The sequence below is a fragment of the Alcaligenes sp. PF14 genome (assembly GCF_037150615.1).
GTDB classification, from domain to species: domain Bacteria; phylum Pseudomonadota; class Gammaproteobacteria; order Burkholderiales; family Burkholderiaceae_B; genus Alcaligenes; species Alcaligenes phenolicus.
The window spans coordinates 138,352-151,837 of sequence record NZ_JBAGRS010000003.1 but is presented as its reverse complement, the minus strand read 5'-3'; the positions used below and the strand labels follow the sequence as shown (position 1 = coordinate 151,837).

Here is a 13,486-nt window from a genome sequence, read left to right as displayed (position 1 = left end):
TTTATGGTTAACTCTACTCTACTTTATTGTTCAAACCCAAGGACAAGCCCGCATCATGAAGCTGTTTGAACCCATTTCCGCCTGGTCGCATGAAATTGCGGCTATCCGGCGCGATCTCCACACCTACCCCGAACTGGCTTTCGAGGAAACCCGGACGGCCGATCAAGTCGCGTCCTGGCTGGAGAAATGGGATATTCCGGTACATCGTGGCCTGGGCGTGACAGGCGTTGTCGGTATCCTGAAGGGTACGGGCGGCGAAGGTCCATCCGTGGGGCTGCGCGCCGATATGGACGCCCTGCCCATGCAGGAGCTGAACGAGTTCGAACACAAAAGCCGTCACGACGGCAAGATGCATGCCTGTGGACACGATGGACATACCGCCATGCTGCTGGGTGCAGCGCGCTACCTGTCCGAGCACCGTGATTTTGCGGGCACCATCTATCTGATTTTTCAGCCTGCCGAAGAAGGTTTTGGCGGCGCACGCGAAATGATCAAGGATGGCTTGTTCACGCTGTTCCCCATGCAAGCTGTTTTTGGCCTGCATAACTGGCCCGGCATGCCTGCTGGCACCTTCGGGGTTTTGCCAGGCGGCATGATGGCCTCCAGCAATACCTTTGAAATTCGCATTGAAGGCAAAGGCGCCCATGGAGGCATGCCCCATCTGGGCGTGGACCCCATCATGGCGGCCGTGCAACTGGCGCAAAGTCTGCAAACCATTGTCAGCCGCAATGTGGACCCCCTCGAACCCGTGGTGCTGAGCATTACCCAGATTCATGCCGGCTCTGCCGATAACGTTATTCCCAACGAAGCAGTCATGCGCGGCACGGTACGCACCTTCTCCACCGAAGCCCTGGACCTGGTCGAGACCCGCATGCGCGAACTGTGCGAGCAAAGCTGTGCCGCCCAGGGTTGCAAGGCCGAGTTCGACTTTGACCGCCGCTACCCTCCCACCATCAATAATCCCGAGCAAGCGGCCTTTTGCGCACAAGTCATCAAGGAGCTGGTTGGCCCCGACAAGCTGCGTCAGGACATCCGCCCTTCCATGGGCGCCGAAGATTTCTCCTTCATGTTGCAAGAAGTCCCCGGCTGCTATGTCTGGCTAGGCAATGGCGATGGCGACCACCGCAGCCAGGGCCACGGCATGGGTCCGTGCATGCTGCACAACGGCAGCTACGACTTCAACGACGCCCTGATTCCTATTGGTGCCAGCTATTGGGCCAAATTGGCTCTGGACTGGCTGGCACAACACCGTTGATGCTTTAACAAATGTTTCATAGCGGAGCCAAAGCTGGCCGTTACAATGGCAGGTTCTATTGTTGACGGCGTGCGCTCCGCGCGACGGGCATCTGTCCCACCACCCTTTCTTCCAATACGGGAGTATTTGTGACTACTTCAAGCAACATCTCTTCGCTCCCGGACGGAGCCCCCACCCTGCGCGTCATGCCCATGCCCACAGACGCCAATATTCACGGTGACGTGTTTGGTGGCTGGATCATGTCCCAGGTGGACATTGCCGGAGCGATTCCTGCAACACGACGCGCCCAAGGCCGGGTTGCCACCATTTCCGTGAATGCCTTCACCTTCAAGCAGCCCGTGTTTGTGGGTGATTTGCTCAGTTTCTACACAGAAATCATCAAAACAGGCCGCACCTCCATTACGGTTTCGGTGGAAGTGTATGCAGAACGCAAACGCCTGCAACTTGAAACGGTCAAGGTAACGGAAGCCACGCTTACCTATGTGGCTACCGATGACGAGCGCCGCAGCCGCCCGCTGCCCCCTCTCTAAGTATTCGTGACAGGCAGGCCTATGCAGGAAAACCTGGTACCCCCTACTTCGCCCAGTGACACTCCCAAGCCACGCCGCCTGGAGCCCGAGGATGCGCAGCAGGCACTTTATCGCCTGAAAAACATCCTCAAGCGCCAGGAAGTGGTGGAATCGCTGGCCCAGCGCCAGTTCGAGGACGACGACCGCTCCAACCTGCTTGAGGGCTTGATCCATCGCCAGCATGAAAGCGAGATCAAGGCCATCCTGAACGATCTGCACCCGGCCGACATTGCCTTCATTCTGGAGTCCTTGCCCGAGCTGGAGCGCCAGGCCATCTGGCAATTGGTGGATGCCGAGCACGACGCCGACGTGCTGCTGGAAGTAGCGGACTGGGCACGTGAATCGCTGATTCGTTCCATGGACGCCGCGGACCTGATCGCGGCCGCCGGCAATATGGATGCCGACGAAATTGCCGATCTGGTCCCTGACCTGCCGCCCGATGTGGTGGCAGCCGTGCAGCGCGGCCTGACGGACGAGGAGCGTGCACAGTTGATCGAAGCCATGGGCTACCCCGAAGACACCGTGGGCGCCATCATGGACTTTGACATGGTGCGCGTGCGCGAGGATGTCACCCTGGAAGTGGTCCTGCGTTACCTGCGTCGTTTGCAGGAACTGCCAGACCACACTGACCAGATTTTCGTGGTGGACCGGGCCGATAAACTGCAAGGCACACTGTCCCTGACCCGCATGTTAGTCAGCGAGCCTGAAACCCTGGTGTCCTCTGTCATGTCAACCGATTATCTGACTCTGAATCCACTGGATTCGGACTCGGATGCGGCCGGGGCCTTTGAGCGTTATGACCTGGTGTCTGCTCCTGTGGTGGACGATATTGGCCGCCTGATTGGCCGAGTCACCATTGACGAAGTAGTGGACGTGCTGCAAGAGGACTCGGAAGAACAGGCCCTGTCTCGTGCCGGTCTGCAAGAGGACGATATTTTCTCGCCCATCCGTACGGCTATCCGCAACCGGGCTCCCTGGCTGCTGATCAACCTCTGTACGGCGGCAACGGCTTCCTTCATTGCCTCGCGCTTTGAGGATACCGTCAGCCACATCGTGATCCTGGCTTTCCTGATGTCGATTGTGGCCGGTATTGGTGGCAACTCCGGCAACCAGACCATGACCATGATCATTCGTGCCATTGCCACCGGCCGAGTCACAGGTTCCAACGTCCTGCCATTGATCAAGCGCGAACTGCTGGTGACCTTTCTGGTTGGTGTCTGTGGCAGCGCGGTAACGGCATTCTTTGCCTGGTTTATCTCCGACTCGATCGCCATTGCTGCCGTGATGATGGCCGCCATGATCGGCAATATGTTGATTGGCGCGGCGCTGGGCGTGATGATCCCGATTCTGCGTGATCGCTTTGGCAATGACCCTGCTGTGGGCTCCTCGGTATTGCTGACCTTTGCGACGGACTCACTGGGTTTCTTGCTGTTTCTGGGGCTGGCAACAGTTTTCTTGCTGTAAATCACCTGCAGGCATGATTAAAAAAACCGGCTTCTGGCCGGTTTTTTATTTCTGCATCAAAGGGAATCAATCGACTCTTTTAATCTTTTGGCCCCAGAGGGCCTGAAAATCCGGCCACTGGAACATCTAAATATCGGACTGCTGAACGTTGAATTTCAGTATGTGTGCTTCATCTTATTAAGCACAAGCTCTTTACCCTTTCCCGAAGGGAAAAACTTGATAGCCCCCCAAAAAAGTTACCTCAGACTCAAACGCGAGCAACAAACTGTCCTTCCGAACAACTAAGAGCGTGAGGACGACTGTCGGGCCTCTTCCAAGAACACCTCCAGACTTTCCTGTGTCCCCACGGCCTGAGCTCTTTGCAAAGACTCGGTCTGCGCCGTGTGCTCAAAAAAATCCAGTACGCCATTGGTCACTCGCGGCGCAATGCCTGCCAACTCCAGCTGACGACGCACTTGCAGAACCTCGTCACGGCGGCGCACGCCGTGCACCAGATGGCTGCGCAGGCAGGACTCCATGAAGTCCTGCAAGCCCCGCTGATTCAAATCCTCCAGGACTTCATACAGCTCGGCCCGCAAACCCATGCGCTCGGCCAGCATCAAATTTTCAATTCCCAAGGCCTCCAGCCCCTTGGTCATCAAACTGCGCAGCAGCTTCAAGCGCATTGCATCCCCCGCCTGTCCCGGCAAGATACGCACAGAAGCGCCCTGAGCCTGCCAAAACGCCGCAGCCCTGCCTGCCCCTTGCCCTGCCGCCAACAAAGCCGTCTGAGCGCCTGTAGAGGGCACAGAGCCCATAATCGCCAGGTCAGCCAGCTCGATTCCATGCTGTCGCGCCAAAGCGTCCATGCTCTCCATGTCCTGGGGCTCGGCCGTACACAAATCCATGTACAGCGTTCCCACAGACAAATGCGGCATGACGGCCTTGGCCACTATGTCTGCCTGTGTTCCCGTCACTGCCGACAACACGCCGTCAAGACTCCGCCAATCCGTATCCGCCTGCAAACACAGTTTCGCTCCCAATTGCTGCGCCAGTTCGCCGGCTGCGGCACTTTCCCGGCGCACCAGGATAAACGGCACCTGCACACCAGCCGACTTCAAGGCAGCACCATAAAAATGCGCGACTTCGCCCGCCCCGATCAGGGCAACACGATGCAATAAGGGAGATGTTGTCATAGAAAAACACACAGAAGAAACGATCAGCTGCAGCCGGTAGCACCAAGCTGCGTCCTGTAGCTTACAGGGAAAAACGGCCCTGCATGAGCGGGATATAACCATTCACAGATCAGTTCGCAGCAACAAAACTGGCATCCAAGAAAAAACCCCATGCGCCAGGGGCTCATGGGGTTTGATCTCGCAGCCTGCAGGCTGGGCAGCTTGAGTCAGAATCAGTTCAAGCGCCCATGGCACTGCTTGTATTTCTTGCCGCTGCCGCATGGGCAAGGATCGTTACGGCCTACGCGTGGCACTTCGCCCTTGGCCGCTTCGTCCAGACCGGGATCTTCACCGCTCAAGGCAGCATCGTAATCCGAATGATGGAAACGGACATTGGAATTGGCAGGAACCTCAACCGCGGCTTCCTCGACCTGCTCCGGAGTCTGAATACGCACGGTCATCAGCACTTTGACCACTTCATCACGCACACGGTCCAGCATGTCGGAGAACAGCTCGAAAGCTTCACGCTTGTATTCCTGTTTGGGGTCTTTCTGGGCATAACCGCGCAGATGAATCCCCTGACGCAGGTGATCCAGGGCCTGCAAATGGCCACGCCATTGCGTATCAATGGACTGCAAGAGCACGGAGCGCTCGAAGTTGCCCCAGTTAGGCTGCCCCACCAGATCAATCTTGGCTTGCAGCAGACGCTGGGATTCTTCGATAACGCGATCATGCAAGTCATCGTCGGTCAGATTGGATTCTTTCTCCAGCATTTCAGCCAAAGGCAGCTCAATCTGGAAGGTGCTTTGCAAAGCGGTGGTCAAGCCGGGAATATCCCATTGCTCTTCCATGGTGTCTTGCGGCACGTATTCACGGAACAGACGGCTGACGGCGGCTTCGCGCAGGCTGCTGATGGTGTCGGAAATATCAGCCGACTCCAGCACTTCATTACGCTGGGCGTAGATCACCTTGCGCTGATCGTTGGCCACGTCGTCATACTGCAGCAACTGTTTACGAATATCGAAGTTGCGGGCCTCGACCTTGCGCTGAGCGGATTCGATGGAACGAGTCACCATGCGGGCTTCGATAGGCTCGCCTTCCGGCAAACGCAGACGCTCCATGATGGCGCGCACACGATCACCGGCGAAGATGCGCATCAGCGAATCTTCCAGCGACAGGTAGAAACGCGAGGAACCTGGGTCACCCTGACGACCGGCACGACCACGCAGCTGGTTGTCGATACGGCGGGATTCGTGACGCTCGGTACCAATAATGCGCAAACCACCAGCCTGTTTGACCTGCTGGTTCAGCGGTTCCCAAGCAGCACGAATAGCCTGGATCTTGGCTTCTTTCTGCTCGGCACTCAGGGACTCGTCTTCACGCACCTGAGAAATTGCACGTTCGATGCTGCCACCCAAGACAATGTCCGTACCACGACCGGCCATATTGGTGGCGATGGTCACGTGACCGGGCATACCAGCTTCAGCCACGATGTCGGCTTCACGGGCGTGTTGCTTGGCGTTCAGCACCTCGTGCTTGACGCCAGCGGCATTCAAGCGTGTGGAAATCAGCTCGGAGTTTTCAATGCTGGTGGTACCTACCAGTACAGGCTGACCACGCTCGTGGCAGTCCTGAATGTCTTTCAGAATGGCATTGAACTTCTCGTCATCGGTTTTGAAGACCTGGTCGTTCTGATCCTTGCGGGCCAGCGGACGATTCGGTGGAATGATGACGGTTTCAAGACTATAGATTTCCTGGAACTCATAGGCTTCGGTATCGGCCGTACCCGTCATGCCCGACAGCTTGTCGTACATACGGAAGTAGTTCTGGAAAGTAATCGAAGCCAGCGTCTGGTTTTCGTTCTGGATGCGAACGCCTTCCTTGGCTTCCACAGCCTGGTGCAAGCCATCCGACCAGCGGCGACCAGCCATCAAACGGCCGGTAAATTCGTCCACAATCACCACTTCGCCGTCCTGGACCACGTATTGCTGGTCGCGGAAGAACAGGTTGTGGGCGCGCAGAGCGACCATCAGGTGGTGCATCAGGGAAATGTGGCGCGGTTCGTACAGCGACTCGCCTTCGGGAAGCAAACCGATTTCGGTCAGGATCTGCTCGGCACGTTCGTGACCGGCTTCGGAAATATGAACCTGCTGGCCCTTTTCATCGACCCAGAAGTCGCCTTCGGGCTCGGGCTCGTGTGGACGAGGCTCTTGCGTCATGCGGGTCAGCATGGGCGGAACCACGTTCATGCGCACGTACAGCTCGGTATTGTCTTCGGCCTGGCCGGAGATGATCAGCGGTGTACGGGCTTCGTCGATCAGGATGGAGTCAACTTCGTCGACAATCGCGTAGGACAAACCGCGCTGGCGGCGATCCTCGGCGCGGTATTCCATATTGTCGCGCAGGTAGTCAAAACCAAATTCGTTGTTGGTACCGTAGGTAATGTCAGCCTGGTAGGCGGCAATCTTCTCGGCATTGTCTTGCTGGGGAACTACGACGCCCACGCTCAGACCCAGGAAGTTGTACAGACGCCCCATCCAGTTCGCATCGCGTCGAGCCAGGTAATCATTGACGGTCACCACGTGCACGCCTTTGCCGGACAGTGCATTCAGGTACACGGCCAAAGTCGCGGTCAGGGTTTTACCCTCACCCGTACGCATTTCGGAAATCTTGCCGTTGTGCAAGGCAATGGCACCGAGCATCTGCACGTCAAAGTGGCGCATGCCAAATACACGGACACCCGCCTCGCGTACTACAGCAAAAGCCTCGGGCAGGAGCGAGTTAAGCGAGGCGCCATCCTGAACACGTTGGCGCAGCTCCTGCGTCTTGGCTGCCAAGGCCTCGTCGCTCAGGCCCTGAATAGTAGGCTCAAGAGCATTAATCTGGGCGACCTGCTTACGGTACTGTTTGAGCAGTCGGTCGTTACGACTGCCAATAAGCTTTTTCAGCAATGAAACCATTCTTGTGTCGTCAATGTAGGCGAGGCCGCAAGGGCTTGAATCTGTGCCTCGAGCCTATCTCTGGTTAAAAGGGATGCGCAAGCAAACAATCAGTTTAACGCACATGCTGCAAGACGGAACTACTTGTCCGAATCCAATTGCGCGATCTGCTGTTCTACATACTCACGCGCCGGCAGAAAAAGCTTGGGATCCAGAGCATGTCCGGCCATGCGCACTTCAAAGTGCAGGTGCGAACCTGTGGACTGCCCGGTAGATCCGACACGGGCGATCAACTGCCCTTTTTCTACTACGTCGCCTAATTTAACAACGATTGATGACGCATGGGCGTATCGCGTGCTCATGCCATTGCCATGATTGATTTCCACCAGCTTGCCGTAGCCGGTCATATAGCGGGCTTCCGATACCACCCCACCGGATGCGGCATAGATAGGCGTCCCCTTGGGTGCTGGAAAGTCCAGGCCTTCGTGCAAGGCATGACGGCCCGAAATCGGGTGACGACGCCAGCCAAAGGAAGAAGCTACCTCGTCATAATCCACCGGACGGTAATTGGGCAGACGGGCTTCGTTGCCGGTACGCTCGGTCAGCACGGAATCCAGCATCTGAAACCAGTCCTGTTGCTCGGACATCTGTTTGGCCAGATTATCCAGCTGCTCGCCCAGACGGTCGGCGTTCCAGACCAGATCGGCTCCATCCATGCTGTCCATGACGGCCAGATCCTGCACGGGCATGGCACCGGCCAGCTCCGGATCGGTGTACTCAATGCCGGCCGCCTTGGCCACGCGCTTGCTGACACCGTCCATCTCGATCAGTTTGGCCTGCAAACCGCCGACTTTTTCGGCCAGGCGGGTCACGTTGTCCTGCATGGCAGCGGCCTGGCTCTGGGCCATATCCGCGTCCAGCGACACGCCACCGCGTTCACCCCAGTGCGACTGCACCAGAGCTCCCGCCGCTGCGGAAACGCCCAGCGATACCAGAGCCACCAGGGCGATCACCGTACGGCGCACCCCTTTGGCTTTGGCATCTAAGGACGTATAGTCTTTATGTTGATCCACTATCGTATAACCTCGAACATGACCTGGAAGCCTCCTTTTTCCTCATCCGCGCCAAAACGCAGTAGCGGGCAAAGCCACGCTTTGGGTTGGCTGGCCAGCGACCAGCAAGGTTCCCAGGTACTGGAAATGGCCCGGCAGCTGATGGCGGCGCAGACCCATGTAAGCAAAGCCTTGCCACCTGCTTTGGGCAAGGCTTGTAAAGTAGCCCGTATAGACAGACAGCAATTGACGCTGGCAGTTCCCAGCGCCGCACATGCGGCCAAGCTGCGTCAGCTGTTGCCCACTGTCACACGGCAGATGAATGCCGCTGGCTGGAACATTAGCGAGGCGCTGGTGCACGTGCAAGCCCATTTGTTTGCAGCTGTGACAGAAAAGCCCGCGCGCCAGGTACAAGTCCTGGACGAACGGGCCTTGGAATCATTTGAAAAGCTGCATGACTCATTGCCGCAAGGTCCCTTGGCGCAAGCCATCGAACGCTTGTTGCGTCATCATCGCGGCTAAGCAAAGCACCAGGAGCGGGACCCTAAACAAGTATCAAGCGAATTTCCACTCGCTGGAAAAAGCGTGGGGTGCACTGGCAGCCGACTCGAAAGTCACCAGTTCCCAGCTATCCTGGGCGGCCAGCAAGGCACGCGCCAGCTGGTTATTCAAACCATGGCCGGATTTGCACGCCACATAGCGTGCAATCAGGGGGTGGCCAATCAGGTACAAGTCACCAATAGCATCCAGAATCTTGTGCTTGACGAACTCGTCCTCGTAACGCAGACCGTCGCTGTTCAGGACACGGTACTCGTCCATGACGATGGCATTATCCAAACTGCCGCCACGGGCCAGACCGGCCGCACGCAAAGCTTCCACTTCGCTGGCGAACCCGAAGGTGCGCGCACGTGAAATAGTCTTCACGTACGAGTCATGCGCAAAATCCACCTCGGCAAAATTGGCCGTTGCATCAATGGCCGGGTGGTGAAAATCGATAGAAAACTGAAGGGCAAAGCCTTCGTAGGGCTCCAGACGGGCCCACTTGATGTCCTTCCCCTCGCCTTCAGAGACTTCGATGGGTTTGAGGACACGCAAAAACTTCTTGGCGGCTTCTTGCTCCTGCAAGCCCGCCGAACGCAACAAATACACAAATGTGCCGGCGCTGCCATCCATGATGGGCACTTCTTCAGCCGTCAGGTCCACGTGCAGATTATCAATGCCCAGGCCAGCGATGGCCGACATCAAATGCTCGACGGTTGAAACCCGAACATTATCCTTGATTAGCACCGAAGCCATACGCGTACCACCGACCTTGTCTGCCTGTGCGGGCAAATCCACGATTTCGGGCAGATCGATACGGTGAAACACAATACCCGTGTCAGGCGCAGCAGGGCGCAGTGTCAGTTCGACACGACGGCCAGAGTGCAAGCCGACTCCTTTGGTACTGATGACATTCTTGATGGTGCGCTGACGAAGCATGGCTGTTCTTGTATTTGTAAAGTGTTGTTCGCAAAGACTATTGTAACCGTAATACGGGTTATCCACTATACGCTTTCTAAAAACATAAGCAATTGTCAAGCGTCAAACACCCCGACACAACAAAGCACTTACGCCCCCTGAGCGCGAACGCCCAGGGGGAGTCGTGGGAGAAATCAAATTGGCGACTCGGGTAATCGCCGAACCTGATTTTTAATCAGCCTGCTTGCGCAAGAACGCCGGAATGTCGAAGTGATCCATGCCAGCAGTCTCCAGCGCACGCACCTGGGCCGAAGCCTGGCTGCGTGGATTGCGGATGACGGCAGGCACGTCGGCGTTGGCGTAATCCGCACCGATGACAGGCATGTTGTCCGTACCTGTACGTAACACTTCTTCGTTGTTTTGTACCAACTGTGGGCGCGCTTGCTTGCGACCCAGGCCAGTAGCAACAACAGTCACACGCAGGCTGTCGCCCATGGACTCATCGTAAGCCGTACCGAAGATAACGGTTGCGTCTTCTGCTGCGTAGCCACGGATGGTGTCCATGATTTCGCGCGTTTCGCGCATCTTCAGGGACGACGAAGAGGTGATGTTCACCAGCATGCCGCGGGCACCGTGCAGGTCCACACCTTCCAGCAATGGGCAAGCGATGGCGCGCTCAGCCGCTTCACGAGCGCGGTTCGAGCCGGAAGCCACAGCGGTACCCATCATGGCCTGGCCTTGCTCGCCCATGATGGTTTTCACGTCTTCGAAGTCGACGTTCACGTTACCTTCAACATTGATGATCTCGGCAATACCGGCGCAGGCATTGTGCAAGACATCGTCAGCTGCCTTGAAGCAATCGGACTGTGTTGCGTCCTCATCCATCAAGTCGTACAGGTTTTCATTCAATACAACGATCAGGGAGTGAACGTGCTTGCTCAGTTCCTCGATCCCTTCCTCGGCCATGCGCAGACGGCGATTGCCTTCAAAGGAGAAAGGTTTGGTGACGACACCCACGGTCAAAATGCCCAATTCCTTGGCCACTTCGGCCACAACGGGGCTGGCACCCGTACCGGTGCCACCGCCCATACCGGCTGTAATAAACACCATATGGGCGCCGTTCAATGCTGCGCGAATTTCTTCGCGAGCGGTTTCCGCTGCTGCACGACCTTGATCAGGCTTGGCACCGGCGCCCAAGCCGCTGCGGCCCAGACGAATCTGAATAGGTGCCTCGCTACTGGCCAGCGCCTGCGAGTCGGTATTGGCGCAAATGAAATCAACGCCCTGAACACCAGAGTTGATCATATGCGTCACAGCGTTACCGCCTGCGCCGCCCACGCCCACGACCTTGATGACCGTGCCGCTACCGCTGGTATCTAACATTTCAAAGTTCATCATGATTGACTCCCACTCAAACACTTAATTAGTCAAGTTTCTACGTACTTCCCCGATACAACTGAAATTTGGAATCAGCTCAAAACATCTGCCAACCAAAGGGTTCGCACCCGGTTTGAACTGCCTCCTGGACAGCCCTTTCAGGCTGCCCGACCTGAGCGTCTTGCAACGCCCTTAATTCATGAACCATTCCTTCATGCGTGCCATCAGCCCTTTCACACTGCCTTTTTGCTGGGCCACTTTGCGGCCACGAGCGCTTTGCAGGCGAGCTTCGGTCAACAGACCCATCACCGTCGAAAAACGGGGGTTGCGCATCACATCAGCCAGGCTACCTTCGTAGCTGGGCACCGCGATACGCACAGGTTTCAGGAACACGTCCTCGGCCAGCTCCACGATGCCCGGCAACATGGCCGTACCACCAGTCAGCACCACGCCCGAGGACAGCAAGTCTTCGTAGCCCGATTCGCGCAGGCTTTGCTGCACAAAGGTGAACAACTCCTCCACACGCGGCTCGATCACGGCACCCAGGGCCTGGCGCTTGACCTGGCGGTTGGGACGATCACCCAGACCGGGCACTTCAATCATTTCTTCCGGATGGGCCAGCGATTGCTTGGCCACACCAAAACGCAGCTTGATCTCTTCCGCATCCGGCGTAGGGGTGCGCAACATGGCGGCAATGTCGCTGGTGATCTGGTCGCCCGCGATCGGGATCACGTCGGTATGACGAATCGCACCGCCGGTGTAGATGGCGATATCGGTTGTACCGCCACCAATGTCTACCAGCACCACGCCCAGCTCTTTCTCGTCCGCCGTCAGGCAAGACAGGCTGGAGGCCAAAGGCTGCAAAATCAGGTCCTGTACTTCCAGACCACAACGACGCACACACTTGACGATGTTCTGCGCTGCGCTGACGGCACCGGTCACAATGTGTACCCGCACTTCCAGACGCAGACCGCTCATGCCTATGGGTTCGCGAATATCTTCTTGCGAATCCACGATGAACTCCTGCGTGAGCACGTGCAGCACTTGCTGGTCGGTGGGGATATTCACGGCCTTGGCCGTTTCAATCACGCGTGCCACATCGGTCGCCGTGACTTCCTTGTCTTTGACCGCCACCATGCCGCTGGAGTTAAAGCTGGTGATGTGGCTGCCTGCAATTCCGGTGTAGACCTCACGGATCTTGCAATCGGCCATCAACTCCGCCTCTTCCAAAGCGCGCTGGATAGAATTGACTGTCGTCTCGATATTGACGACCACCCCTTTGCGCATGCCCTGGGATTCATGCTGGCCCAGACCAAGCACTTCAAACCGGCCTTCCGGCAGCACTTCGGCCACCACCGCAACCACTTTGCTGGTGCCGATGTCCAATGCAACGATCAGGTCTTTGATGTCACGAGTCATATGTTCTTTACTTCACAGGGGTAGATGAAACCGGAGCCAGCGTTATCGCAAAGCCATTCGGGTAACGTAAGTCGGCACTTTGCAAAGCACGGTCGCCAAGCCGTTGCATCAAGGCAGGCCAAGCCTGCACAAATCGTTCAACACGTACCGCAAAGGGCAATGCACCTTTACGACCGTGCGGGTCGGCAATATCAGCAGCCGGGTCACGCCCCAGGCTTAGCTGCATGCCGTTGGACAACACTACATCCCAGGCGTAGCGCGGGCTCAGCGTCACTTCACTGACCTGTACATCCAGCGGCCCAAACCAGCGTGCCAACTCGGCATACCGTTGCACCACCAGACGCTCCGAATTCGGAGGACCGCTTAGCTGGGGTAAATCCACATCATCAGGCACCACGGCTTTATTGGCCGAAAATGATTCACCCCAGGTGTTGATCATTTCGTCTTCGTTCCAATAGGCCAGCGGCTGCTGCTCTTCAATCCGTACCGACAAGCTATTGGGCCAAACGCGGCGGATCTGCGCGCGACGTACCCAAGGAGCCGTTTCAATCAGAGCGCGGGACTTGTCCAGATCTACTGTGAAGAAGTTGCCTTGCAGGCGACCGGCAATCGTGGCTTTCACCCCTTCAGGAGTCACATAGGCCAGACGTTCGCCTTGCGAGGACTCGATCTGAATGCGTTCGATATTGAAGTACGGACGACGCACAGCCCAAACCACAACACTGATCACCAATGCCGATACCGCTAGCAAAGCCAGCGTATTGGCGATCAGGTTGGTCAGACGTGCATCGGAAAACAT

General features: G+C 57.0%; 11 protein-coding genes. 4 read left to right on the top strand and 7 right to left on the bottom strand.

The annotated features are described in order from the left end of the window. Nucleotides 1-55 precede the first annotated feature (55 nt). The 3 genes from WFM49_RS07740 to mgtE all read left to right on the top strand — a co-directional run bounded on the left by WFM49_RS07740 (nt 56) and on the right by mgtE (nt 3,288). Nucleotides 56-1,255, top strand: a complete 1,200-nt coding sequence (locus tag WFM49_RS07740) for a M20 aminoacylase family protein (protein ID WP_088451031.1) — start codon at nt 56-58, stop codon at nt 1,253-1,255. Nucleotides 1,256-1,440: 185 nt separating this feature from the next. After that, nucleotides 1,441-1,785 (top strand): acyl-CoA thioesterase, encoded by a 345-nt coding sequence (locus WFM49_RS07735; protein ID WP_003803527.1) that lies wholly within the window; start codon nt 1,441-1,443, stop codon nt 1,783-1,785. A gap of 21 nt (nt 1,786-1,806) precedes the next feature. Continuing rightward, nucleotides 1,807-3,288 (top strand): magnesium transporter, encoded by a 1,482-nt coding sequence (gene mgtE / locus WFM49_RS07730; RefSeq protein WP_009455029.1) that lies wholly within the window; start codon nt 1,807-1,809, stop codon nt 3,286-3,288. A 281-nt stretch (nt 3,289-3,569) separates the two neighbouring features. On the opposite strand, the gene WFM49_RS07725 is transcribed toward mgtE, so the two are convergent. From WFM49_RS07725 to WFM49_RS07715, 3 genes are all read right to left on the bottom strand, one after another. Further along, complete coding sequence (locus WFM49_RS07725; protein WP_022983459.1) at nt 3,570-4,463, bottom strand: DUF1932 domain-containing protein; 894 nt, start codon at nt 4,461-4,463, stop codon at nt 3,570-3,572. Between the two features lie 212 nt (nt 4,464-4,675). Continuing rightward, a complete protein-coding gene (gene secA, locus WFM49_RS07720; RefSeq protein WP_009455031.1) occupies nt 4,676-7,402 on the bottom strand; it encodes a preprotein translocase subunit SecA in 2,727 nt (908 codons plus the stop codon). A 119-nt stretch (nt 7,403-7,521) separates the two neighbouring features. Further along, nucleotides 7,522-8,454 carry a M23 family metallopeptidase gene (locus WFM49_RS07715; protein ID WP_009455033.1) on the bottom strand — a complete coding sequence of 311 codons (933 nt, stop codon included), beginning with the start codon at nt 8,452-8,454 and terminating at the stop codon, nt 7,522-7,524. Between the two features lie 18 nt (nt 8,455-8,472). On the opposite strand from WFM49_RS07715, the gene WFM49_RS07710 reads away from it, so the two are divergent. Beyond that, complete coding sequence (locus WFM49_RS07710) at nt 8,473-8,955, top strand: DciA family protein (RefSeq protein WP_115634326.1); 483 nt, start codon at nt 8,473-8,475, stop codon at nt 8,953-8,955. A 33-nt stretch (nt 8,956-8,988) separates the two neighbouring features. On the opposite strand, the gene lpxC is transcribed toward WFM49_RS07710, so the two are convergent. The 4 genes from lpxC to WFM49_RS07690 all read right to left on the bottom strand — a co-directional run bounded on the left by lpxC (nt 8,989) and on the right by WFM49_RS07690 (nt 13,486). Further along, nucleotides 8,989-9,912, bottom strand: coding sequence for a UDP-3-O-acyl-N-acetylglucosamine deacetylase (lpxC, locus tag WFM49_RS07705; RefSeq protein ID WP_022983456.1), 924 nt, complete (start codon nt 9,910-9,912; stop codon nt 8,989-8,991). 210 nt (nt 9,913-10,122) lie between these two features. Next, nucleotides 10,123-11,289 (bottom strand): cell division protein FtsZ, encoded by a 1,167-nt coding sequence (ftsZ, locus tag WFM49_RS07700; protein WP_022983455.1) that lies wholly within the window; start codon nt 11,287-11,289, stop codon nt 10,123-10,125. A 171-nt stretch (nt 11,290-11,460) separates the two neighbouring features. After that, nucleotides 11,461-12,687 carry a cell division protein FtsA gene (gene ftsA, locus WFM49_RS07695; RefSeq protein ID WP_009455039.1) on the bottom strand — a complete coding sequence of 409 codons (1,227 nt, stop codon included), beginning with the start codon at nt 12,685-12,687 and terminating at the stop codon, nt 11,461-11,463. A gap of 7 nt (nt 12,688-12,694) precedes the next feature. Beyond that, nucleotides 12,695-13,486, bottom strand: coding sequence for a cell division protein FtsQ/DivIB (locus WFM49_RS07690; protein WP_009455041.1), 792 nt, complete (start codon nt 13,484-13,486; stop codon nt 12,695-12,697).

What these genes read in the sequence shown, in the direction of transcription:
- WFM49_RS07740 (WP_088451031.1), top strand. Translation starts at nt 56, where the DNA reads ATGAAGCTGTTTGAACCCATTTCCGCCTGGTCGCATGAAATTGCGGCT.
- WFM49_RS07735 (WP_003803527.1), top strand. Translation starts at nt 1,441, where the DNA reads ATGCCCATGCCCACAGACGCCAATATTCACGGTGACGTGTTTGGTGGC.
- mgtE (WP_009455029.1), top strand. Translation starts at nt 1,807, where the DNA reads ATGCAGGAAAACCTGGTACCCCCTACTTCGCCCAGTGACACTCCCAAG.
- WFM49_RS07725 (WP_022983459.1), bottom strand. Translation starts at nt 4,463, where the DNA reads ATGACAACATCTCCCTTATTGCATCGTGTTGCCCTGATCGGGGCGGGC.
- secA (WP_009455031.1), bottom strand. Translation starts at nt 7,402, where the DNA reads ATGGTTTCATTGCTGAAAAAGCTTATTGGCAGTCGTAACGACCGACTG.
- WFM49_RS07710 (WP_115634326.1), top strand. Translation starts at nt 8,473, where the DNA reads ATGACCTGGAAGCCTCCTTTTTCCTCATCCGCGCCAAAACGCAGTAGC.
- lpxC (WP_022983456.1), bottom strand. Translation starts at nt 9,912, where the DNA reads ATGCTTCGTCAGCGCACCATCAAGAATGTCATCAGTACCAAAGGAGTC.
- ftsZ (WP_022983455.1), bottom strand. Translation starts at nt 11,289, where the DNA reads ATGATGAACTTTGAAATGTTAGATACCAGCGGTAGCGGCACGGTCATC.
- ftsA (WP_009455039.1), bottom strand. Translation starts at nt 12,687, where the DNA reads ATGACTCGTGACATCAAAGACCTGATCGTTGCATTGGACATCGGCACC.
- WFM49_RS07690 (WP_009455041.1), bottom strand. Translation starts at nt 13,486, where the DNA reads ATGTTTTCCGATGCACGTCTGACCAACCTGATCGCCAATACGCTGGCT.